At 70.8% G+C, this 20,983-nt stretch carries 18 protein-coding genes and 2 pseudogenes; 11 read left to right on the top strand and 9 right to left on the bottom strand.

The features are described from left to right. Positions 1 to 141 precede the first annotated feature (141 nt). The 4 genes from LJ657_RS39990 to LJ657_RS39975 form a co-directional block, all read right to left on the bottom strand. Positions 142 to 1,773: a PucR family transcriptional regulator gene (locus LJ657_RS39990; RefSeq protein ID WP_232654594.1), complete on the bottom strand. Its 1,632-nt coding sequence runs from the start codon at positions 1,771 to 1,773 to the stop codon at positions 142 to 144. A gap of 84 nt (positions 1,774 to 1,857) precedes the next feature. Next, complete coding sequence (locus tag LJ657_RS39985) at positions 1,858 to 2,979, bottom strand: PP2C family protein-serine/threonine phosphatase (RefSeq protein ID WP_232654593.1); 1,122 nt, start codon at positions 2,977 to 2,979, stop codon at positions 1,858 to 1,860. Between the two features lie 170 nt (positions 2,980 to 3,149). Continuing rightward, entirely contained in the window at positions 3,150 to 4,337 is a 1,188-nt protein-coding gene (locus tag LJ657_RS39980; protein ID WP_232654592.1) for an SPFH domain-containing protein, read from the bottom strand. Between the two features lie 15 nt (positions 4,338 to 4,352). Next, on the bottom strand, positions 4,353 to 4,604 hold the full coding sequence (locus LJ657_RS39975) for an NfeD C-terminal domain-containing protein (protein ID WP_232654591.1): 252 nt from the start codon (positions 4,602 to 4,604) through the stop codon (positions 4,353 to 4,355). A gap of 289 nt (positions 4,605 to 4,893) precedes the next feature. Here LJ657_RS39975 and LJ657_RS39970 point away from each other — a divergent pair, with 289 nt between their 5' ends. Together LJ657_RS39970 and LJ657_RS39965 are read left to right on the top strand one after the other, a co-directional pair. After that, positions 4,894 to 5,811, top strand: coding sequence for an SGNH/GDSL hydrolase family protein (locus LJ657_RS39970; protein ID WP_232654590.1), 918 nt, complete (start codon positions 4,894 to 4,896; stop codon positions 5,809 to 5,811). 134 nt (positions 5,812 to 5,945) lie between these two features. After that, the gene (locus tag LJ657_RS39965) at positions 5,946 to 7,115 is read left to right on the top strand and encodes an acyltransferase family protein (protein ID WP_232654589.1); all 1,170 of its coding nucleotides are present in this window, start codon (positions 5,946 to 5,948) and stop codon (positions 7,113 to 7,115) included. Here the strand turns inward: LJ657_RS39965 and LJ657_RS39960 are convergent. Then, positions 7,112 to 7,474, bottom strand: coding sequence for an ArsR/SmtB family transcription factor (locus LJ657_RS39960; RefSeq protein ID WP_232654588.1), 363 nt, complete (start codon positions 7,472 to 7,474; stop codon positions 7,112 to 7,114). The genes LJ657_RS39965 and LJ657_RS39960 overlap by 4 nt on opposite strands. Before the next feature lie 120 nt (positions 7,475 to 7,594). Between LJ657_RS39960 and LJ657_RS39955 the strand changes: the two genes are divergently transcribed. Together LJ657_RS39955 and LJ657_RS39950 are read left to right on the top strand one after the other, a co-directional pair. Then, positions 7,595 to 9,574: a heavy metal translocating P-type ATPase gene (locus LJ657_RS39955; protein WP_269787473.1), complete on the top strand. Its 1,980-nt coding sequence runs from the start codon at positions 7,595 to 7,597 to the stop codon at positions 9,572 to 9,574. A gap of 225 nt (positions 9,575 to 9,799) precedes the next feature. Then, the gene (locus LJ657_RS39950; protein WP_232654587.1) at positions 9,800 to 10,348 is read left to right on the top strand and encodes a DUF1062 domain-containing protein; all 549 of its coding nucleotides are present in this window, start codon (positions 9,800 to 9,802) and stop codon (positions 10,346 to 10,348) included. A gap of 47 nt (positions 10,349 to 10,395) precedes the next feature. Here the strand turns inward: LJ657_RS39950 and LJ657_RS39945 are convergent, their stop codons facing one another. After that, on the bottom strand, positions 10,396 to 10,863 hold the full coding sequence (locus tag LJ657_RS39945; RefSeq protein ID WP_232654586.1) for a winged helix-turn-helix transcriptional regulator: 468 nt from the start codon (positions 10,861 to 10,863) through the stop codon (positions 10,396 to 10,398). A gap of 100 nt (positions 10,864 to 10,963) precedes the next feature. On the opposite strand from LJ657_RS39945, the gene LJ657_RS39940 reads away from it, so the two are divergent. Further along, positions 10,964 to 11,458 (top strand): PaaI family thioesterase, encoded by a 495-nt coding sequence (locus LJ657_RS39940; protein ID WP_232654585.1) that lies wholly within the window; start codon positions 10,964 to 10,966, stop codon positions 11,456 to 11,458. A gap of 19 nt (positions 11,459 to 11,477) precedes the next feature. Here LJ657_RS39940 and LJ657_RS39935 read toward each other — a convergent pair. Further along, positions 11,478 to 11,633: pseudogene (locus tag LJ657_RS39935) on the bottom strand (GntR family transcriptional regulator); the annotation flags it as partial. 147 nt (positions 11,634 to 11,780) lie between these two features. Between LJ657_RS39935 and solA the strand changes: the two are divergent. Both solA and LJ657_RS39925 read left to right on the top strand, forming a co-directional pair. Continuing rightward, positions 11,781 to 12,920: an N-methyl-L-tryptophan oxidase gene (gene solA / locus LJ657_RS39930; protein WP_232654583.1), complete on the top strand. Its 1,140-nt coding sequence runs from the start codon at positions 11,781 to 11,783 to the stop codon at positions 12,918 to 12,920. A gap of 58 nt (positions 12,921 to 12,978) precedes the next feature. Continuing rightward, a pseudogene (locus LJ657_RS39925) lies at positions 12,979 to 13,343 on the top strand (transposase family protein); the annotation flags it as partial. A gap of 23 nt (positions 13,344 to 13,366) precedes the next feature. Here the strand turns inward: LJ657_RS39925 and LJ657_RS39920 are convergent. Continuing rightward, positions 13,367 to 14,107, bottom strand: a complete 741-nt coding sequence (locus tag LJ657_RS39920; RefSeq protein ID WP_232654582.1) for a class I SAM-dependent methyltransferase — start codon at positions 14,105 to 14,107, stop codon at positions 13,367 to 13,369. 511 nt (positions 14,108 to 14,618) lie between these two features. Between LJ657_RS39920 and LJ657_RS39915 the strand changes: the two genes are divergently transcribed. The 4 genes from LJ657_RS39915 to LJ657_RS39900 all read left to right on the top strand — a co-directional run bounded on the left by LJ657_RS39915 (position 14,619) and on the right by LJ657_RS39900 (position 20,638). Continuing rightward, positions 14,619 to 17,399 carry an MGH1-like glycoside hydrolase domain-containing protein gene (locus LJ657_RS39915; protein WP_232654581.1) on the top strand — a complete coding sequence of 927 codons (2,781 nt, stop codon included), beginning with the start codon at positions 14,619 to 14,621 and terminating at the stop codon, positions 17,397 to 17,399. Further along, entirely contained in the window at positions 17,396 to 18,844 is a 1,449-nt protein-coding gene (locus LJ657_RS39910; RefSeq protein WP_232654580.1) for an alpha-amylase family protein, read from the top strand. Before LJ657_RS39915 ends, LJ657_RS39910 begins: the two co-directional genes overlap by 4 nt. 57 nt (positions 18,845 to 18,901) lie before the next feature. Then, on the top strand, positions 18,902 to 19,564 hold the full coding sequence (locus LJ657_RS39905) for an NUDIX domain-containing protein (RefSeq protein ID WP_232654579.1): 663 nt from the start codon (positions 18,902 to 18,904) through the stop codon (positions 19,562 to 19,564). A 90-nt stretch (positions 19,565 to 19,654) separates the two neighbouring features. Further along, positions 19,655 to 20,638: an aldo/keto reductase gene (locus LJ657_RS39900; RefSeq protein ID WP_232654578.1), complete on the top strand. Its 984-nt coding sequence runs from the start codon at positions 19,655 to 19,657 to the stop codon at positions 20,636 to 20,638. A gap of 12 nt (positions 20,639 to 20,650) precedes the next feature. On the opposite strand, the gene LJ657_RS39895 is transcribed toward LJ657_RS39900, so the two are convergent. After that, a complete protein-coding gene (locus tag LJ657_RS39895) occupies positions 20,651 to 20,980 on the bottom strand; it encodes a TfoX/Sxy family protein (RefSeq protein WP_232654577.1) in 330 nt (109 codons plus the stop codon). Positions 20,981 to 20,983: the final 3 nt, after the last annotated feature.

The raw sequence follows: 20,983 nt of genomic DNA, 5'->3' as shown, positions 1-20,983 counted from the left end.
CCGTTCCCTTGCGGGAAGTGATCCGTTTCACTTGCGGAAATGGATTTGCGCAAGCGTATGGGCGGCTGTGGGCGGAGGTGTTTGTTCCCGGGGACGAAGTCGTCCCCGATGGCTGTACGGCCGGACAATGCGAAGCCGGGCTCAGACGCCGGGCGGCAGCCGCAGCTGGAGCATGGCCAGCAGCCGCTGGTCGGGGCGGCTCAGATCGAGACCGGTCAGCTCCTCGGCCCGGCGGATGCGGTAGCGCAGCGTGTTGCGGTGCACATGCAGCTGGGTGGCGGCCGCCCGGACGTCACCGAAGCAGTTGAGGTAGGACAGCAGGGACTCGGCGAGTCGGCCCTGGTGCCGGCTGTCGTGGGCGACCAGTGCGGTCAGCCGTGGGTCCCGTATCTCGGGGTGGGCGGAGAGCAGCGTCAGCATTTCGCTGATCAGTACCTCCGCCTGGATGTCCGGCAGAGCGGCGACCGCGGCGGCGACGCCGGCGCCCGGCATCGCGTCGAGAATGCGGTCGGCCTCGCGGCGCGAGTCGGGGGCCCGGCCGAGCCCGGACACCAGGCAGCCGATCGAGCCGCGCAGCGGCAGGCCCAGGTGGCGGTGGGCGGCGTCGGTGATCTCCTGCGCCCAGCTGCGCAGGGTGTCCGTGTCGATGCTGCGGGGAAGCTGGGGCAGCAGCACGTAGATACGCGGGTCGACCTGGGTGACCAGGGCGCTGCGGTGCCGGGCTGCGATCTGCACCGAGATCAGGTTGGTGACCTCGGTGTGGGTCAGCTCGGGGGCGGTGACCGCCTCGGCGGTCCCGTACGAGAAGCCCAGGACGGCGGCCGGGCGGCTGGCGTCGAGGCCGAGATGGGTGGCTAGCGGCTGGGGTCCGGTGCTTCCCTCCAGGAGTCCGGCCAGCAGGGTACGGGTGAGGGTCAGGTCGTCGGAGAGTTCCCGGCGGCGGCGCACCAGGTGGTGCGCGGCGACCCGGGCGGCGCCCAGCAGCGCCCGGTCCGAGTGCTCGGACAGCGGCGTCGAGCCCTCCTGCACCCAGATGGTGCCCAGCTGCCGCTCGCCGGAGCGGATGGCCACCGCCAGCCGGCGCCGGATGCCCAGCTCCGGATGGCTGTCGATACCGATGACCTTGTCGCTGGAGTGCAGATGCTGGAAGACGCCCCACTCGCGCAGCTTCGCCAGATACGCCTCAGGGCCCTGCCAGCCGAGGATGGAGCGCCGTCGCAGGTCGTCGATCTCGTCGGAGTCGGTTGAGCGGGAGTAGGCCAGCACGCGGTTGGCGGCGTCCTCGATGCTGACGATGCCGCCGGTCAGCACCGCGGTCGTCTGGGCGAGCGAGAACAGGTCGCCCTCCTCGGCCGCTGCCTCGTACGCGCCCGGCGGTGCTTCGTCGAGGGCGGCGCGGGCCAGTGCGCTCACCTGCTCCCAGCGTGCCTCGCCGCGCAGCGAGAGCAGTGCGACCCCGGCCTCGGCGGCGGTCTCGCTGAGGGCGGCGGCCTGCCCGGCACCGCCCAGTTTGACCACCACGGCGGCGGCCCCGTCGCGTCCGGCGGCCCGCAGCGCGGGAAAGGCGGCCCGGCCGCGTGCACCGATGACCAGGACCAGCTCGCCCGGCTGCGCCGTCGGCGGGTCCTCGGGATCGAGCAGCGCCACGCTCTGGATCCCGACGTCCAGTCCGGCGGGAGCGGCCTGCACCTCCACCAGTGAGTCGCCCAGGGTCATCAGCAACTGGCGCAGGCTGACGCCCGCAGGGGGCGGGGAGACCGCGGCCGGATCCATGTTCTGTCGCCTCTGCTGGGAGCCACGCCGGAGCTCTGATGCTAACCGGCACGGGCAGGAGGGCCGAACCGGGCAAGGTGGTGCTCACAGGCGCGGGGAGCGGCGGACGGTCAGGACGGCGATGTCGTCGTGCCGGCGGTCGGCGTCGGTGAACGCGAGGGCGTCCTCGTGCAGCGCCCGGGGCAGTTCGGTGGGGGAGAGGCCGAGGTGCTTCGCCAGTCGCTCGTCGAGCGGGTAGAACGTTCCGTCGTCGGCGCGGGTCTCGGTGAGGCCGTCGGTGGTCAGCAGCAGCGTCGAACCGGCCGGGAAGTCGAACCAGTCCACGGTCGTGGGTTCGGCTGCCAGTTCGGCGAGACCGAGCGGGACGCCGGAGTCCAGCGGCGGTGTGGTGACGAGGCCCTCGTGCATCAACCGGGGAGGAATGTGGCCGCAGTTGACCACCTGCACCTCGTCGCCCGCGTCGACGCCGATGATCAGCGCGGTGACGAACCGCTCGTCGTCGCCGGTCTGTTCGGCGTAGGAGTTGTGCCGTACGACCGCGGCGTCCAGGGCGTCGACGAGCGCGGTGAGCGTGGGCTCCCGGTGGGCCGCCTCACGGAACGCGCCGATGACGGCGAACGCGGCGCCCACGGCGGCCAGCCCCTTGCCCTGTACGTCGCCGATCAGCACCCGGGTGCCGAAGGGCGAGTCGACGACGTCGTAGATGTCGCCGCCGACGAGCCGGTCCTCCTGCACGGGCTCATAGACGCCGTTGACCAGGACATCGTCGGTGACCAGGGGCAGCGGATGCAGGATGTGCCGCTGCATGGCCGCGGCGGTGGAGCGCAGCCGCAGCATCTCGTGCTCGCGCCTGATGCGCCTCTGACAGGCGTAGACGGAGGCCACCGCCAGCGCGAGGGTGAACAGCACCAGCAGCAGCCGGTCGAGCCAGTGCCCGCCGACCGGGGCCCGCACCACTGCGGTGGTGGTGACGACGAGCGATGTCCAGGCGGCGACGAACCCGGTCTGCCGGACGGTGCACAGCGCCGACGCCGTCCCCGGCAGGAAGACCAGCAGCCCGAGCAGCCACACGTCGGACCCGGACAGCACCCCCAGGGCCTCGACCAGCATCGTCACCGACACCACGCCGACGACCAGTTCGACGTCGCGCGGGGGCTCGATGGCGTCGGAGACTTCGGCGGGTCTCTTCCGGCGGCTACCGGTCATGGGGGGGGCTCCCGGTCAGATGGTGATCACCCTCTACGTTATGGCAGGCCGGGCCGCGTACGAAGTCGCTGCGGTTCCCCGCGCTCCAAAGGGCGCGGGGAACCGCAGCGACCAGCCACGATGGCGCCGCGGACGAGAGACGGCCCATCGCGGCACCACCCGCGGAGCGGCTAGTCGACGTCCACCGGCCCGTCGCCCGACTTCCTGTCCTTGCCCGAGCGCAGCTGGAGCAGGCCGCTGCCGGGGTTCTCCTCGGTGCGGCGGCCGTCGGTGGCGTCCTGGCCGTTCAGGTTCTGCCGGACCGAGTCGAGGATGGTCAGACCCTGGGAGACCAGGCCGGCGGCGATCTCGCCCAGGCCGTCCGCGCCGTTCAGGACGTTGACGTTGGCACCGGCCAGGCCGCCCGCCGCCTCCTTCACGATCTGCGGGAGCTGGTCGATCAGCATCCGGTCGAGCGCGACGCGGTCGTACGACGCGGCCGCCTCGGCCTGGATCTTCATGCGCTGCGCGTCGGCGGCGGCGAGCACCCTGATCCGCTCGGCCTCGGCCTCGGCGGGCTTCACGATCTCGGCCACCAGCTGCTGCTGACGCAGCTTGGCCTGGCGCTGGGCCAGCTCGGTCTGCGCGGCGAGCACCTCCTGCTGGGCGTGCGCCTGGGCCAGCGGCCCGGCCTGGGCGGCCTGCGCCTGCGCCCGGTCCACCTCGGCCGAGTACTCCGCCTTCACGACGGCGGTCTGCCGGGCGTACTCGGCCTGGTTGCGCGCCGCCACCTGCTCCGCCTCGACCGAGGCCTGGGTGGCCTGCGCCTGGGCGATCTGGGCCTGCCGCTGGATGGCCGCCTTGTGCGGGGCGGACATGGCGTCGATGTAGCCGACGTCGCCGTCGTCGATCGACTGGATCTGCAGCGAGTCCACGATCAGACCGATCTTCGCCATCTCGGTCTTCGAGGTGTCCAGGACCTCCGCGGCGAGCTTCTGCCGCTCGGTGACGATCTCCTCGACCGTCATCGAGCCGATGATCGCCCGCAGGTGACCGGCGAAGATCCGGCCGGTCAGGACCGACATCTGGTCCTGGTCGGAGAGGAAGCGCTGGCCCGCGTTGATGATGCTCTCGTGGTCGTTGCCGACCTTGAAGGCGATGACCGCGCGGACGTGCAGGGCGATGCCCTGCTTGGTCACACAGGTCTCCGTGACCTCGGCCTCACACATCGACAGGGTCAGGAAGCGGGTCTTGCGGAAGATCGGGAGCACGAACTTGCCGTGCCCCGTCACCACTCGGAACGGCGCGCCCCCCAGTCCCCGCCTGCCTCCCGAGATCAACATCGCCTCGTCGGGAGCGGGAACGCGGTATCCGAACATGTTTCTTTCTACTCCTCAGTCAGCGTCGACGGCGTCGCCGCCCAGCGCGTCCAATGGATCCACCCACTCGATGACGCCGACTTCCCGGCATCCACGCGACTCGATCACGAGCACCGTCGCCCCCGTGGGCAGGGGATCTTCGGACCAGGCGAGGAAGGTCTCGGAACCGCCTCTGACCCGCACCAGGATTTCGCCGGGCCCCGCGGATCCGCGGGTTCCGACGAGCACCTTCCCCGTGCAGCCGATCACGGCTTCGTCCTGCGGCATCACGGCCGCTCTCCTATGTTCTGGCCCACGATTCAGACGATAGACCTACCTGGGTCAGGGACCCAACGGGCTTGTCGATTCGGCGTGCGTGGCGGGGAGGCCGTCGCCCGCGGCCGGCGGGGAGGCGGGCCCCCGGAACCGACGGATTCTCTTTGCCGGAAGGCCAGTTGCCTGCTTCCTGCCTCTGGCCCCCGACACATACCGGGCGGTATACAGGCTGCGTCGTGTGTGATGCCCGCGCCTCGGTGCCGGCTCCGCGCGACGTCCGGGTCTCAGGGGGAGGAATCGCATGGCGGACGACACGCGTTCGGGCTCAGCGGCGAGACGTCGGCGGCGGGGGATCGCGGTGGGGGCGGCGCTCGGGGGCTGTGCCCTCGTCGCGGCGTCCACGACGCCTGCCGCGGCGTACGGCGGAGGACACGGCCGGGACACACGCTATGTGTCTCTCGGGGACTCCTATACGGCGGGCCCCCTCATCCCGACGCAGGTGGACGCCAACTGCGCCCGCTCCGACCACAATTACCCCTCGATCGTGGCGGCGGAGCGAAAGCTGACCGCGTTCAAGGACGTGAGCTGCAGCGGAGCCACGACCGACAACATGTGGAAGGCGCAGGGCACCAACGAGCCCCAGCTGAACGCGCTGAACCGCGCCACCGACCTGGTGACGGTCCAGATCGGCGGCAACGACGTCGGTTTCAGCTCCATCATCGGCACCTGCGCCCGCCTCAGCTCCCAGGATCCGACGGGAGACCCGTGCCGGCGCTACTACGCCTCGTCCGGGATCGACCAGCTGGCGGTCGACATCGCGCGCACCGCGCCCAAGATCGACGCGGTGCTGCGCGCCGTGCGCGCCAGGGCGCCGCACGCCCGCGTGCTCGTCGTCGGCTACCCCGACCTGCTGCCCGACGACGGCAGCGGGTGCTACCCCTCGGTGCCGTTCGCGGCCAAGGACTTCGCCTATCTTCGGGACACCGGCAAGCGGCTGAACCTGATGCTGCGCCTGGTGGCCGAGTGGGACCGCGCGGAGTACGTCGACACCTACGGGCCCACGGTGGGGCACGACATGTGCAAGGCGCCCGACGTCCGCTGGATCGAACCGCTCCAGCCGTCCTCGCCCGCCGCCCCCGCGCACCCCAACGCCAAGGGTGAGGAAGCGATGGCCCGTGCCGTTCTCGAACGTCTGGCCAAGGGGCACGGCCGCGACTGAGCGCCAGGGCGCCGAGGTTCGGCCCCATTGGTGTGACGTCGGGTACGGGAATGAATGAAAGGTGCTGAACGGGCAACGTTCCCCTCCATGCCCCGCTTCATGCACAGCACGAAAAGTCCCCAGCAGGTGATTCGATGACGATGGCGACCAGGGCGCCCCGGACGCCATCCACCACCGCGACCACGACCACCACGAGGAGTTCCCCGCCCGCTCCGGCGCTCTCACTGCCGTCCCTCACCGGCCTGCGGTGGATGGCCGCACTGCTGGTCTTCGGGCTGCACGTCCACAACTTCCACTACTTCGACGGCACCGCCGGCTCCCTTGTCACCTGGGCGTTCGGAGCCGGCGCGACGGGGGTGTCGTTCTTCTTCGTGCTGTCCGGGTTCGTCCTGACCTGGTCGGCCCGGCCCGGCGACCGCGCGCCCGCCTTCTGGTGGCGGCGCATCGCCCGCATTCTGCCGGTGCACCTGGTCACCGCCGCGATCGCGCTGCTCATGGCGTACACGCTGGCCCATCAGTCCAGGCCGACCCTGAGCCAGGGGCTGGCCAACGTCCTGCTGGTCCATTCCTGGTGGCGCCCCTGGTGGCAGACGCTGGACCCGGTCAGCTGGTCACTGGCCTGCGAGGCCTTCTTCTATGCCGTCTTCCCCCTGCTGGCGCTGCTCCTGCGCCGTCTCGGTGCCCGCGGGTCGGCGGCGCTGGCTGGAGCATCGGTGCTGGCGGTGCTGGGGCTGGCGTGGGTGGACGCGCACCACTGGCTGGGCCAGCAGATCTATTCCTTCCCCGCCGCGCGGCTGCCCGAGTTCGTCCTCGGTGTCGCCGTCGCCAGGCTGGTGCTGCTCGACCGGTGGCGCGGACCCGGCCTGGAGGCCTCCCTCGCCGTCGCGATCATCGGCTACTTCTTCGTCCCGCACCTCCCGCGGGTCACCGACGGCTACCCGGCCACCGTCTGCACCGTCATCGGCTTCGCCCTGCTCATCCCGGCGGCGGCCGTCGCGGACCTGCACGGTCTGCCCTCGATGTGGCGCCACCGGCGGCTGGTACGGCTGGGGGAGCTCTCCTTCGCCTTCTACATGGTCCACCTGCTCGTGCTGCGGGCCGGAACCAACCTGCTCGGCACGAAACCCCTCTTCGGCCCGACTGCGGGGCTGGCCGTCACGGCCACCGCGTTCGCCGTGTCCCTCGGCCTGTCCTGGGTCCTGTACGAGGCGGTCGAGCGCCCGGCGAGACGCCTGCTGCTGCGCCGCCGCGGCGCCGCCGAGCCACGGCCGGTCGTCCGGCAGCCGGACGGCCAGGAAGCCTAGGACGTACTGTCGCGCAGGCCCAGCCGCAGATGTTCCACGTGGTAAAGGGCCTGCTCGAGGAGTTCGGCGACGTGGTTGTCGTAGAGCGCGTAGATGACCGAGCGGCCGCGGCGCTCGCCGGTGACCAGGCCGAGGTTGCGCAGCAGGCGCAGCTGGTGGGAGCAGGCGGACTGTTCCATGCCCACGGCGTCGGCGAGTTCGGTCGCCGCGCACGGGCCCTCCTGCAGGTGGGCCAGGATGCGCAGCCGGGACGGGGTCGCCAGGGCCTGGAGGGTGGCTGCCACGTCGGCCGCGCCCACTGCCTCCAGGCGCTCGCGTGCCGTGGCGGCGGTGGTGGTGGTGTCAGCTCCGTGGCCCATGCCGCTCATCCTACGGAGGGTGAGCGGCCCTGACCCCATACGCATGTAGCCATGTGCCCATGCACTCATGCACTCATGAAGAAATGAATGGGTCTTCATGTGTTCCTGTATGGTCGAGTCATGACCTCCACGCTCACTCCGCCCCAGGCCGGCCAGGTCACGTCCGCGCCGGTGCCCCGGCGGCGCCCTCGGATGCTCGCGCTGCCCGAGGTGCGCTGGGCCGTCGCCGCCACCGTCTGCTTCCTGCTCGCGCTGCCGCTGCAGCTGACCGGCACGCCGGCCTGGATCTGGGGGCCGCTGTACGCGGCGGCGTACGTCACCGGCGGGTGGGAGCCGGGCTGGGAAGGGCTCAAGGCGCTCCGCGAGAAGACCCTCGACGTCGATCTGCTGATGGTCGTGGCCGCACTGGGCGCGGCCGCGATCGGGCAGGTCATGGACGGTGCCCTGCTGATCGTGATCTTCGCGACCTCGGGCGCCCTGGAGGCACTGGCCACGGCCCGGACCGCCGACTCGGTGCGCGGACTGCTGGCCCTGGCGCCGGCCACGGCGACCCGGATCACTTCGAACGGCTCCGAACAGGCCGTATCCGTCGTCGAGTTGGCGATCGGGGACACGATTCTCGTACGGCCGGGTGAGCGCGTCGGCGCCGACGGCCGCGTACTGGACGGGGCGAGCGAGGTCGATCAGGCGACCATCACAGGAGAACCGCTCCCCGTCCTCAAGGAGCCCGGTGACGAGGTGTTCGCCGGGACCGTCAATGGCACGGGTGCGCTGCGCGTCCGCGTCGAACGCGACGCCACCGACTCGGTGTTGGCGCGGATCGTCCGCATGGTCGAGGAGGCGTCCGGCACCAAGGCGCCCACTCAGCTGTTCATCGAGAAGGTCGAACAGCGCTACTCGCTCGGCATGGTGGCGGCGACCCTCGCCGTCTTCCTCGTGCCGCTCGCCTTCGGCGCCGAGCCGACCGGGGCGCTGCTGCGGGCCATGACCTTCATGATCGTGGCCTCGCCCTGCGCGGTCGTCCTGGCCACCATGCCGCCCCTGCTGTCCGCCATCGCCAACGCCGGACGGCACGGCGTGCTGGTCAAGTCGGCGGTGGTCATGGAACGGCTCGGACAGGTCGACGCGGTCGCCCTGGACAAGACCGGCACCCTGACCGAGGGCGTGCCACGGGTGACGGACGTACGCCCGCTGCCCGGAGCCGGGCTGGGGGAGCGGGAGTTGCTGGCGCTCTCGGCCGCCGCCGAGCACCCCAGCGAGCATCCGCTGGCGCGGGCCGTCGTGGACGCGGCGCGCGAGTGGGAGCTGCCACTGCCGTCCGCGCGGGACTTCGACTCGACGCCCGGCGTGGGCGTGACGGCGACGGTCGAGGGGCGGCGGGTGACGGTCGGCGCACCTGCCCGGCTTCTCAGCGGCGCGGCCGACTCGGTGGCGGCGCACGCGGCGGTTCATGCGGCCGGCTTGGAGGAGTCCGGCCGTACCGCCGTGCTCGTCATGGCCGACGGCGTCCCCGTCGGACTCCTGGGCCTCGCCGACCGGCTGCGCCCGGACGCCGCCGCCACGGTTGCCTCCCTCGCGCAACTCACCGGGACCGCCCCGACACTGCTGACCGGCGACAACCCTCGCGCGGCCGCACAGCTGGCCGCCGAGGTCGGCATCGCCGACGTCCGGGCGGGACTGCTGCCGCAGGACAAGGTGAGCGCGGTGACGGAAGTGAAGCGCGCGGGACGCACGGTGCTGGTCGTCGGGGACGGCGTCAACGACGCACCGGCCCTGGCAGCCGCCCACACCGGAGTCGCCATGGGCCGGGCCGGCTCCGACCTGGCGCTGGAGACCGCGGACGCGGTGATCGTGCGCGACGAACTCGCCACAGTGCCCACCGTGATCGCCCTCTCCCGCCGGGCCCGGCGCCTGGTGGTAGAGAACCTGGTGATCGCCGGCATCTTCATCGCGGGCCTCGTTGTCTGGGACCTCGCGGGCACGCTGCCGCTGCCGCTCGGGGTGGCCGGCCACGAGGGCTCCACCGTCCTCGTCGGCCTCAACGGGCTGCGGTTGTTGGGGGAAAGGGCCTGGCGGCGGGCGGTCGCCGAGGCCGGGTGACGGCAGGCAGACCCCGGCAGGCGAGATGACCCGCTGCGAGGAGCCCGAAAACCAGTGGATCAGCGCCGCTGCGCTGCCCTACCGTGCTGCCGAACCAAGCCGCCCAGGCAAGGACGTGCCGTTGTACACCGTGTGAGACCTCCCGAGCGCTGATCTGTCGCGCGTCGCGCATCCGCGACGCGCTGCTTCCTGCTGCGGACTTCTCACTGAAACCGGTGTACTGCTGTGCTCAACACCTGGGTGGTCATGCCCACCTGCCTGCCGACCGTCCTGCGCCGCTGCCACGTCTGTGCGTCCGAGTGCTTCCGGGCGAACGGCAAGTTCCGCGTCAACGCCCACCACAAGCTCCTCGACGCCTGGCTCCTCGTGCTCTGCACCGCCTGCGGGGACACGGCAAAGCTCACGGTCCTGGAGCGGGCGAGCGTGCGCTCCGTACGACCTGAGCTGCTGGACCGGATGCACGACAACGACCGCGGTCTGGCAGCTGAGTTGCTCCAGGATCCGGTGGTACGGCGCCGCAATCGCGTCGCCCTCGACTGGGACGACGCCTGGCATCTCGACACGGGCGGTTCGGATCACCTGAACCGCGAGGCGATCGACGTCTCGGTCCGCTTCGCGGCGCGGATCCCGGTCCGGCCGGTGCGACTGATCGCTCACGGTTGCGGTCTTTCGCGGGCCGAGGGCGAGCGACCGCTCACCGAGGGGAAGCTCGTGTCGGCAGTCCGGCTGAGCGGCAAGCTCTCAGGCGACTTCACCTTCACGCTCAAGCGCTGAGCCTCCTGGGGACAGCGGCGTGTCCGGCCTGATCCGCCGGACAGGCCTCAGGACCGCGGGCGCGCCGCGGGTCCCGGCAACGCCGTGACGTCCCTCGGGGAGAGCGAGGTGTGATCGTCGGGGCACTCGACGACGACGCGCACCGGGGCGCCGCAGTCGCGGTGCCGGATCTCCAGGACCGGGCCCTCGGGATCGCCGACGTAAGTCTCGCCCCACTGCCGCAAGGCCACGATGACCGGCCACAGATCGCGGCCCTTGGGCGTGAGGCGGTACTCGTAGCGGGTCCGGCTGCCGTGCTCCTGATAGGGGACCGTCCGCAGGATCCCGGCCGCGACCAGCTTCCGCAGCCGGTCGGCGAGGACAGCCTCCGACAGCCCCACATGGCGGCGGAAGTCGTCGAAGCGACGCACCCCGTTGAAGGCGTCGCGCAGGAGCAGCAGCGTCCACTTCTCGCCGACCAGGTCGAGGGTGCGCTGGACCGTGCAGTTCTCGGTGCTCATCTCGAGCCACTTCATGCCACCATCGTAGGACACCTGACTTCGACATTGACAGTCAGCGGAGCGCAGAGCTAGCTTCGAGAAACAAAGTCAGTTGGCAGGGAGGAAGCGCAGGCGCATGGAACGCTCTCGTACGTACGAGTGGGACGACCCCGCGATCTCCGCGGCCGCCGTCGGGCAGGGCTCCGGCCTGCACTTCCTCCGCGAGATCCTCGCCGGCCGCCTGCCCGCGCCGCCGATCGCCGCCACGCTGGGCATGTCGCTCGAAGAGGTCGACCACGGGCACGCGGTGTTCTCCCTGGAGCCCGGCGAGGAGCACTACAACCCCATCGGCAGCGTCCACGGCGGCATCTACGCCACGATGCTCGACTCGGCGGCCGGCTGCGCGGTGCAGTCCACCCTGCCGCCGGGCATGGGCTACACCTCGCTCGATCTGACCGTCAAGTTCCTGCGCCCGGTCACGGCCGACACGGGCAAGGTCCGCGCCGTCGGCAGCGTCCTCAGCGGCGGCCGGCGCACCGCACTCGCCGAGGCACAACTCTTCGACTCGGCGGACCGCCTGCTCGCACACGCCACCAGCAGCTGCATGCTGTTCCCGGTGCCGGCCGTCTGAGGCCCAACTCCCGTACTGCTCAGCCCTGTTGCTGCCGTTTGTCCATGCCGGACAGCAGGGCCTGGTGGCTGCGGCGGACGTGCTCGCGCGTCACGCGCTCCGCGCCGTCGCCGTCCTTGGCGAGGATCATGTAGAGGACGCGGTGGTGCTCGTGGTCGGACTCGCTGAACCGGCCCGGCTGGGGGAGCGAACCATCTCCGGGTGGTGACTATGGAGACCCGGACCCGGACCCGGACCCGCGCCCGCACCTGCGGCAACGCCCACCTCCTGCATCTCGATCGAGCCCGAGGACCTGGTTGCGCTTACCATCGAATCCGCCGCCATGGCCCGCGTCCCGCTCGTGGGCACGGACCGGATCCCCGGGGGAGGGCCTGTGATCGCCGTCGTAGGTGCCGGACTGATGGGCGCGGCCACCGCCTGGCAACTGGCCCGGCGCGGCCACGAGGTCACGCTCATCGAGGCATACGACATCGGCCACCAGCACGGCAGCTCGCACGGCAGCTCACGGATCATCCGGCGGGCGTACGCCGACCCCTTCTACGTACGGCTGACCGGGCAGGCGTACGAGCAGTGGCGGGCACTGGAGGCGGACAGCTCAACTCCCCTGCTGCGAACGACCGGTGGTCTCGACATGGGGGAGGACCGGGACCTGGAGACGATCGCCGATCTCCTCACCGCGGCCGGTGTGCCCCATGAACTCCTCGGCGCGGAGGAGGCCTCCGAGCGCTGGCCGTACATCCGCATCACGGGCCCGGTGCTCCACCACCCGGACGCGGGCGTCGTCGACGCCGACCAGACCGTGGCGGCCTGCGTCCGGCAGGCGATCGCCCACGGCGCGGAAGTGATCATCGGTGCCCGCGTCACGGGCATCGACGTCCAGGGCGGCGAGCGGGTGCTCCTGCGCACCGAGGACGGCCGCGAGGTCGTCGCGGACACCGTGGTGATCGCCGCCGGGGCCTGGCTGCCCGAGCTCGAACTGCCCGTCCCGCTGCCGCCGTTGGAGGTGACCCAGCAGCAGGTCTTCCACTTCCCGCAACGGGATCCATCCGTGCAGTGGCCGACCCTGATCTGGGACGGGGCGCTGCACCTCTACGGCCTGCCGTCGGGAAGCGACGGCGGCCCGCTCCCCACGGTCAAGATCGCCGAACACGACCGCGGAACCCTGACCACCGCCAACACCCGCAGCGGGGTCGTCGACCCGTCGTCGCGGACGCGCGTCAGCGGCTTCGTCCGCGACCGGCTCCCGGGCCTCGACCCCGCCCCGGTCGCCGAGGCCACCTGCCTCTACACCACCACCCCCGACGAGGACTTCGTCCTCGACCGTCACGGCCCCTTCGTCATCGTCTCCCCGTGCTCCGGACACGGTGCGAAGTTCACCCCGCTCATCGGCGCGATGGCCGCCGACCTCGCGACCGGCCGGGCCGAGCCCCACCCCCGCTTCCGGCTGGGGCGCACGGCATAGGACGCGCGTCTCGACGTCCCGGTCACCGCCATGTTCCGTGGCATGGACGACTGGGGCAGTGAGCGTGGACTCCACGTCCTGCCGGAGTCAGCAGCATGCGGCGGGAGCGCGCAGGAGACCTCCGCGGGCGCCGGGAAAGAAGCACGCTGCAAGATCCACCTGGCCGGTGAAGGCGGGCGCCGCCAGATCAAGCACACCGTTCCCGAGCCCCGAGACCAGCGGGCCCATCGCAAAGGACGCGCCCGCAGGGGCGGACGGTCCGCCGGCTTCGACAAAGGGACCCGCAAACGCAGGGACGAAGTGGAGCGGACGATCAACGCGTTGAATAACGTCCGGGCCGTGGCCACACGCTTCGACAAACGCTCCTACGTCTACCACGGGACCGTCACCCTCGCCTCGATCCGGCTCTGGCTCCGCCCATGATCAGCGTCTCGGCGCGGCGGAACTCACGGCTTGTGGGTTACCCAGAGCAGTTCCGCCGGCCAGCGGTGTGCCCAGTCGGGTGGGTCGGTTTCGTTGTAGCCGTTGGGTGTTCCGAGTTCGGGCCGCGGTTCGATGAGGTCGTCGATGATGAGACCCGCGCCGCGCAGGACCCTGACCCAGTCGCCGTAGGTGAGCTGATAGCTGGTCGCGCCGTCGTCTTCGGCGATGGTGTTCAGCCCGAAGTAGTCCTGCTGCAGCGTCGTGGTCACGCGGCCGGCGGCTTCGTCGTAGCAAGCTTCGAACCATGGGCTGGCGACGTTGAACACCAGGCGCCCGCCTCGGCCCAGGACGCGTGCAGCCTGCGGGACGGCCAGGTGCGGGGGCGCCCAGCTGAGCCCACCGAAGTCGCAGAACACCAGGTCGAAGCTGTCGGCGGCGAAGGGGAGTTGTTCGGCGGCGCCTTGCACCAGCGGGTAGCGGGCCGCTCCCATCGCGCGGTGCGCTGCTGCGAGTTGGGCTTCGGACAGGTCGAGCCCGACCACGGTGGCGCCCTCGGCGGCGAGCGCCCGGGACCACTGGCCGGCGCCGCAGCCGAGTTCGAGGACGCGCTTGCCGGTGACGTCGCCCAGGGCGTGCAGATGCGCGTCGGAGATGGAGTACATGCCCCACAGCCGGGGTGTGGCGCCGATGTGCGGGTCGTGCTCGTGCTGGTAGGCGCTGCTGATCCGGTTCCAGAGCCGCCGGTTGGCGGGGATGCTGTCCACGTGCCGACTCCAGCACTGCCTGCCGGGGGCGGTCAACACGATTAGGGCACTGGCCGGGCCCTCGCCTCGGTCCGGCCCTGGCCCCGCCCATGATCCGCCGGACGAGCCCTGACGCGAGGCGGTCCTCGTCCCCGACGGCGCCCGCATCGTCCGGCGGGGCACCAAGGCCGGCCACGAGTAACGCCCAGGTCGGTTCCCCCGGGGCGCCCACGAGCGGATGGACGCCCTGCTGGTCACCGTCGCCGGCCGGCCTGAGTCCACCGAGTGCGGAGGAGCCGTGCAGGTCGGTGCCGATGACGTCGCGGCCCAGCACACCACCGGCCGGCCCCGCGGTTTCCTGAACCTGATTCACTCCACCACCCTCTCCCCCATCCGGCCGAGTGCGCAGCATTGTCCGGCCGGGTTGAGCCGACGTCCCGTGCCCGCCGCAGCCGTCACCGCCGTACAGGGAAGTCCCCCCTCCGCCGCCCACCCATTGCGGACCCCTCCGGGACGCCCGAGTCTGGGAACAATGCCGGGCTGGGCGGAGGAGGCGGCGATGGCGGAGGACGGCGGCGCGGTGGGCGCCGAGCGGCAGCGGCTCCAGGAGGCCGACGCGTCCCGGGCGCCCTGGCGCCGCTGGGGCCCCTACCTCAGCGAGCGCCAGTGGGGCACCGTCCGCGAGGACTACAGCCCCGACGGCGAGGCCTGGTCGTACTTCACCCACGACCAGGCACGCTCCCGCGCCTACCGGTGGGGCGAGGACGGAATCGCCGGCATCAGCGACGACAAACAGCGGCTGTGCTTCGCGCCGGCCCTGTGGAACGGCCGCGACCCGATCCTGAAGGAACGGATGTTCGGCCTGACCAACGCCGAGGGCAACCACGGCGAGGACGTCAAGGAGTACTACTTCCACCTCGACAGCACGCCCACCCACTCGTACATGAAGTACCTCTACAAGTACCCGCAGGGCGAGTTCCCCTACGCCGACCTCGTCGACACCAACAAGGCCCGCGGCCGCCGCGACTTCGAGTACGAGCTGCTCGACACCGGCATCTTCGACGAGGACCGCTACTTCGACGTCTTCGTCGAGTACGCCAAAGCCGGCCCCGAGGACCTGCTGATCGAGATCACCGCCCACAACCGCGGCCCCGACGAGGCCTCCCTCCACCTCCTGCCGACCCTGTGGTTCCGGCACACCTGGTCCTGGGCCGGCGGCACCGCCGTCCCGAGCCTGCACCGGTCCCAGAACGCCATCCGCGCCGACCACGACGAACTCGGCCCGCGATGGCTGTACTGCGACACCGAAGCCCCCGCCCTGTTCACCGAGAACGAGACCGACAACCAGCGCATCTTCGGCAGCCCGAACAGCACGCCCTACGTCAAGGACGGCATCGACCGCTACGTCGTCCACGGCGACACCACGGCCGTCAACCCCGCACAGACCGGCACCAAGGCCTCCCTCCACCACGCCCTGACCGTCCCCGCCGGTGACTGCGCCACCCTCCGGCTTCGTCTGTCCGACACCGAACTCGCCGATCCCTGGGCAGATTTCGCGTCGACCATGGACATCCGCCGGACGGAGGCCGACGCCTTCTACGAGGACGTCGTCCCCGACGGCATGGGTGAGGACGAGCGCCGGCTGGTGCGCCAAGCCCTTGCAGGGATGCTGTGGAGCAAGCAGTACTACTACCTCGACGTCGAGCGCTGGCTGGCCGAGCACGGCGTCGACCCGCTCGCCGCCGACCCCGCCATCCGCAACAGCGCCTGGTACCACATGGTCAACGACGAGGTCATGTCAATGCCCGACACCTGGGAGTACCCCTGGTTCGCGGCCTGGGACCTCGCCTTCCACACCCTCGCCCTGTCCATGGTCGACATCGGCTTCGCCAAGGGCCAGCTGGAACTGCTCCTGCGCCGCCTCTACCTCCACCCCAACGGTCAGATCCCCGCCTACGAATGGAACTTCGGCGACGTCAACCCGCCCGTCCACGCCTGGGCGGTCCTCTTCGTCTACGAACTCGAGAAGCACCGCACCGGACACGCCGACCGGGCCTTCCTCGAGAACGCCTTCCAGAAGCTGACGAAGAACTTCACCTGGTGGCTCAACCGCAAGGACGTCGACGGCAACAACGTCTTCCAGGGCGGCTTCCTCGGCCTCGACAACATCGGAGTCTTCGACCGCAGCGCCCCGCTGCCCACCGGCGGCCACATCGACCAGGCCGACGGCACCGCCTGGATGGCGCTGTACTGCCAGAACCTCCTCGACATCGCGATCGAACTCGCCGTGGACAACCCCGTCTACGTCGAGCAGGCGCAGATGCTGTTCGAGCACTTCGCGTGGATCGCGGTCGCCATGAACCGCATCGGCAAGGACAACGCCAGCCTCTGGGACGACGAGGACGGCTTCTTCTACGACGTGCTGCGCCTGCCCGACGGCAGCGCCACCCGGTTGAAGGTGCGGTCCCTGGTCGGCTTGATACCGCTGGCGGCGACCAGCGTGATCGGCGGCCGGGCCGACCGTACCTTCCCCGAACTGGTCGAAGGAGCAAGGGAGTTCATCAGGCGACACCCGGCCGTCGAAGCCGTCGTCCAACAGCACGACCTGGGAACGGCCGACGAGAACGGCCGCTACCTCTTCGCCCTCTTCGGCGAGGACCGGCTGCGCCGTATCCTCGCCCGCATGCTCGACGAGGACGAGTTCCTCGGCCCGCACGGCATCCGGTCCCTCTCCCGCTACCACGCCGAGCACCCGTACCACTTCGACGTCAACGGGCAGACGTACGGCGTCGGCTATCTGCCCGCCGAGTCCGACTCCGCCATGTTCGGCGGCAACTCCAACTGGCGCGGCCCGGTCTGGTTCCCGATGAACCTCCTCCTGATCCGCGCCCTGCTCAACCTGCACGGATACCACGGCCCCGGCTTCACCGTGGAGTGCCCGACCGGCTCCGGACGGCAGCTGAACCTCTACGAGGTCGCCCGCGAGATCTCGAACCGTCTCACCGCCACCTTCCTGACCGGCGAGGACGGCCACCGCCCGGTCCACGGCGCACAGCCCAAGTTCGCCAAGGACCCCCACTGGAAGGACCTCATCCTCTTCTACGAGTACTTCCACGGCGACAACGGCGCCGGCCTCGGCGCCTCCCACCAGACCGGCTGGACCGGCCTGGTGGCCGCCACGGCGACCCTGTTCCACGCCATCAGCGCCGACGACTGGCACCGTGGCGGCCGGGAGTCGCTGCGCTCCGTGCACGACCGCGACGAAGAGGACGAACGGTTCATGGGCTCGGGAGACGAGGAGCCACTCTCATGACCGTCATCTACGAGATCAACACCCTTGTCTGGCTTGGCGAGTTGAGCCGCCGCCACGACCGCCCCGTCACTCTTGGCGACGTACCCGCCGAGGTCTGGGACGAGGTCGCGCGCCCCGGCATCGACACCGTCTGGCTGATGGGTGTCTGGGAGCGCAGCCCGGCCGGCCTCGCGATCGCTCTGCGCGACGACTCCCTGCTCGCGTCGTTCCGCCAGGCGCTGCCCGACCTTACCGAGGCGGACATCGCCGGATCCGCGTACTGCGTACGGAACTACGTGGTCGACGCCTCCCTCGGCGGCCCGGACGGCCTGGCCGAGGCGCGAGCCCAACTGGCCGCCAGGGGCCTGCGGTTGATCCTCGACTACGTGCCCAACCACGTGGCACCCGACCACCCCTGGCTCACCGAACACCCCGAACGTCTGATCCAGGGCACCCGCGAAGACCTGGCCCGGTCACCCGAGGCCTTCCTCGACGTCGGCGGACACATCTACGCCAACGGCCGCGACCCGTACTTCGCCCCCTGGCCGGACGTGGTCCAGCTCGACGCGTTCAGTGACGGCCTTCGTACGGCGGCCGTCGACACCCTCGTCTCCATCGGCGACCAGGCGGACGGCGTCCGCTGCGACATGGCGATGCTGCTGATGAACGACGTCTTCGCCAAGACCTGGGGAGACCGCGCGGGCCCGGCTCCCGCGGACGACTTCTGGCCGTACGTCGTCCCCCGGGTCCGGGCGCACCACCCCGACCTCCTCTTCGTCGCCGAGGCGTACTGGGACCTCGAACGGTCCCTGCAGCAACAGGGCTTCGACCACTGCTACGACAAGCGGCTCTACGACCGCCTCCTCCACGAGGACGCCGAGTCGACCCGCACCCATCTCCAGGCCGGCCTCACCTACCAGCGTGGCCTGGTCCGCTTCCTGGAGAACCACGACGAGCCGCGGGCCGCCGCCACCGTTCCGGGCGCGCGGGAGCTCGCCGCAGCCGTCACCGTCGCCACCCTGCCCGGCGCGACGCTCTGGCACGAGGGCCAGTTCGAGGGCCGCAAGGTCCGCCCACCCGTCTTCCTCTCCCGCCGCCCACAGGAGCCGGTCGACGATCAACTCCACACCTTCTACGACCAGTTGCTCCCCGCTGCGGCCGCCGTACGCCAAGGCGACTGGCGTCTGCTCACCACCACCGGCTGGCCGGACAACGACACCGCACGCAACCTGCTCGCCTGGAGCTGGACCGGCCCCGACAGCCGCCACCTCGTGATCGTCAACTACTCCGACACCCCGTCCCAGGGACAAGTACCGCTGCCCTGGCACGACCTGGCCGGCCGCCCCTGCCGACTGACCGACCCGCTCACGAACCAGACGTACGACCGCGACGGCGACCGACTTCTCACCTCCGGCCTCTTCGTCGACCTGCCCGCCTGGCACTCCCACGTCCTGCGCCTGACCTGACCGGTGGCCGTGGTAGACAGCGACCATGACCAACGCACGCACGGCCGGCGGTCCCCGATGACCGCCGGCATCGACACCCCGGACGGCCGCGGCCGCACCGGCCTGGACCGCACCGGCCTGGACCTGACCGGCAACCCCCGCGTGAAGGTGCGGGAGGTGAAACTGCTCTCCAGCCACTGGTACGTCGAGCGCGCCACCACCTTCGACTTCCGGCACGGTGACGGCACCTGGTCCACCCAGCAGCGCGAGACACACGACCGCGGCAACGGCGCCACCATGCTGCTGTACGACGTCGAACGCGAAACCGTCCTGCTCACGCGGCAGTTCCGCTTCCCCGTGTACGTCAACGGACACCCCGACGGCATGCTCGTCGAGACGCCCGGCGGACTCCTCGACGACGATGACGAGCACCCGGAACTCGCCGTGCGGCGCGAGGTGGTGGAGGAGACCGGGCACACCATCGGCGAGGTCCAGCACGTCTTCGACGTGTACATGAGCCCCGGCTCGGTCACCGAACGCGTCAGCTTCTACGCCGCCGCCTACGGACCCTCGACCCGTACCCATGAGGGCGGCGGCCTCCACGAGGAGGGCGAGGACATCGAGATCGTCGAACTGCCCTTCCGCCGGGCCCTGGAGATGATCCGCACCGGCGAGATCGCCGACGCCAAGACGATCATGCTGTTGCAGTGGGCGGCGCTGGAGGGCCCGTTCAGCAAGTAGTGCGCGCGGAGCCCCTTGACTTCGTGTGCGCTTCAAGCTGAAGACTCCCGTTCGTACCCGAAACCGCGGGCGCGAACGGGAGGACCCGACATGAAGTACCGCACCATCGGAACAGACCCGCACAACCGTCGCGAGGTGAGCGTGCTCGCGCTCGGCGCGATGCTGTTCGGCTCGCGGACGGACGAGGAGACGTCCTTCGCCCTGCTCGACCGGTACGTCGAGGCCGGCGGCAACTTCATCGACACCTCCGACAACTACGCCTTCTGGGTCGACGGCGGCCAGGGCGGCCAGAGCGAGGAACTGCTCGGGCGGTGGCGGCGCAGCCGTGGCATCGGCGGCGAGATCTTCATCGCCACCAAGCTCGGTGCCCGCCCGCTGGCGCCCGGCACCAGCTACATCGACAACCCGGAGGGCCTGTCGGCGAAGGTGATCCGCGAGTCCGCCGAACGCAGCCGCGAACGCCTCGGCGTCGACAAGCTGGACCTGCTCTACGCCCACATCGACGACCCCACGGTGCCGCAGCGCGAGACGGTCGAGGGCTTCGCTGAACTGGTCGCCGAGGGCACGGTGGGACTGCTCGGCGTGAGCAACCAGGCAGCCTGGCGGGTGGAGCGGGCCCGTGCGATCGCCGCCGCGGCCGGGCTGCCGGGGTACGAGGTCCTGCAGTACGCGCACAGCTACCTGCGCCCGCGTTCCGACGTACCCGACGACCTGTTCCCGGACGGCAGCCTCGGCCATGCGGGACCTGATCTGCTGACGTACCTGCGGGCCGAGCCCGCCCTGACCCTGGTCGCGTACTCACCGCTCCTGAAGGGCAGCTACACCCACCCCGACCGGCTGCCCGCGGACTACGACCACCCCGGCACCCCGGCCCGCCTCACCGTCCTGCACGAGATCGCCCGCGAGACCGGCGCCACCTCCAACCAGGTCGTCCTGGCCTGGCAGCTGGGCGGAGACCTCCCGATCATTCCGCTGGCAGGGGCCTCGACACTCGCCCAGCTGGAGGAGAACCTGGCCGCGGTCGACCTGGAACTGACGGCGGAGCAGCGGGCCCGGCTGGACGCCGCACACTGAGACCGCTCCCCTTCACTTGGGCGGCAGGCCCGCGGCGAAGCCGTACCCCTCGTCGATCCACTCGCCGAGCGTCGCGTCCTCGGCGAGGGCGGAGGAGTCCACGACGACCCAGCCGCGCATCGGGCGGCCCGTCATGTCGAACAGACGGGCACCCGGCCGGGCCAGTGCGGCGTCCGTCGCGTCGGGGCCGACGCGGACCATCAGGTCGTCGCCGGTCACACCGACGGCCATGTTGCCGTGCAGCAGGAAGGCGATTCCGCCGAACATGCGCTTCTCGGCGACGTCGGGATCGCCGCCCAGGTGCTGCCGGATCCTTTCGGCGAGTCCTTCGTCGTACGCCATGAG

The sequence above is a fragment of the Streptomyces guryensis genome (genome assembly GCF_021261325.1).
GTDB classification, from domain to species: domain Bacteria; phylum Actinomycetota; class Actinomycetes; order Streptomycetales; family Streptomycetaceae; genus Streptomyces; species Streptomyces guryensis.
This window is presented reverse-complemented; position numbering and strand designations above follow the sequence as displayed.

Excerpts from the sequence above, each read along its gene's own strand:
- LJ657_RS39990 (WP_232654594.1), bottom strand. The coding sequence starts at position 1,773 with ATGGATCCGGCCGCGGTCTCCCCGCCCCCTGCGGGCGTCAGCCTGCGC.
- LJ657_RS39985 (WP_232654593.1), bottom strand. The coding sequence starts at position 2,979 with ATGACCGGTAGCCGCCGGAAGAGACCCGCCGAAGTCTCCGACGCCATC.
- LJ657_RS39980 (WP_232654592.1), bottom strand. The coding sequence starts at position 4,337 with ATGTTCGGATACCGCGTTCCCGCTCCCGACGAGGCGATGTTGATCTCG.
- LJ657_RS39975 (WP_232654591.1), bottom strand. The coding sequence starts at position 4,604 with ATGCCGCAGGACGAAGCCGTGATCGGCTGCACGGGGAAGGTGCTCGTC.
- LJ657_RS39970 (WP_232654590.1), top strand. The coding sequence starts at position 4,894 with ATGGCGGACGACACGCGTTCGGGCTCAGCGGCGAGACGTCGGCGGCGG.
- LJ657_RS39965 (WP_232654589.1), top strand. The coding sequence starts at position 5,946 with ATGACGATGGCGACCAGGGCGCCCCGGACGCCATCCACCACCGCGACC.
- LJ657_RS39960 (WP_232654588.1), bottom strand. The coding sequence starts at position 7,474 with ATGGGCCACGGAGCTGACACCACCACCACCGCCGCCACGGCACGCGAG.
- LJ657_RS39955 (WP_269787473.1), top strand. The coding sequence starts at position 7,595 with ATGACCTCCACGCTCACTCCGCCCCAGGCCGGCCAGGTCACGTCCGCG.
- LJ657_RS39945 (WP_232654586.1), bottom strand. The coding sequence starts at position 10,863 with ATGAAGTGGCTCGAGATGAGCACCGAGAACTGCACGGTCCAGCGCACC.
- LJ657_RS39940 (WP_232654585.1), top strand. The coding sequence starts at position 10,964 with ATGGAACGCTCTCGTACGTACGAGTGGGACGACCCCGCGATCTCCGCG.
- solA (WP_232654583.1), top strand. The coding sequence starts at position 11,781 with ATGGCCCGCGTCCCGCTCGTGGGCACGGACCGGATCCCCGGGGGAGGG.
- LJ657_RS39915 (WP_232654581.1), top strand. The coding sequence starts at position 14,619 with ATGCCGGGCTGGGCGGAGGAGGCGGCGATGGCGGAGGACGGCGGCGCG.
- LJ657_RS39910 (WP_232654580.1), top strand. The coding sequence starts at position 17,396 with ATGACCGTCATCTACGAGATCAACACCCTTGTCTGGCTTGGCGAGTTG.
- LJ657_RS39905 (WP_232654579.1), top strand. The coding sequence starts at position 18,902 with ATGACCGCCGGCATCGACACCCCGGACGGCCGCGGCCGCACCGGCCTG.
- LJ657_RS39900 (WP_232654578.1), top strand. The coding sequence starts at position 19,655 with ATGAAGTACCGCACCATCGGAACAGACCCGCACAACCGTCGCGAGGTG.
- LJ657_RS39895 (WP_232654577.1), bottom strand. The coding sequence starts at position 20,980 with ATGGCGTACGACGAAGGACTCGCCGAAAGGATCCGGCAGCACCTGGGC.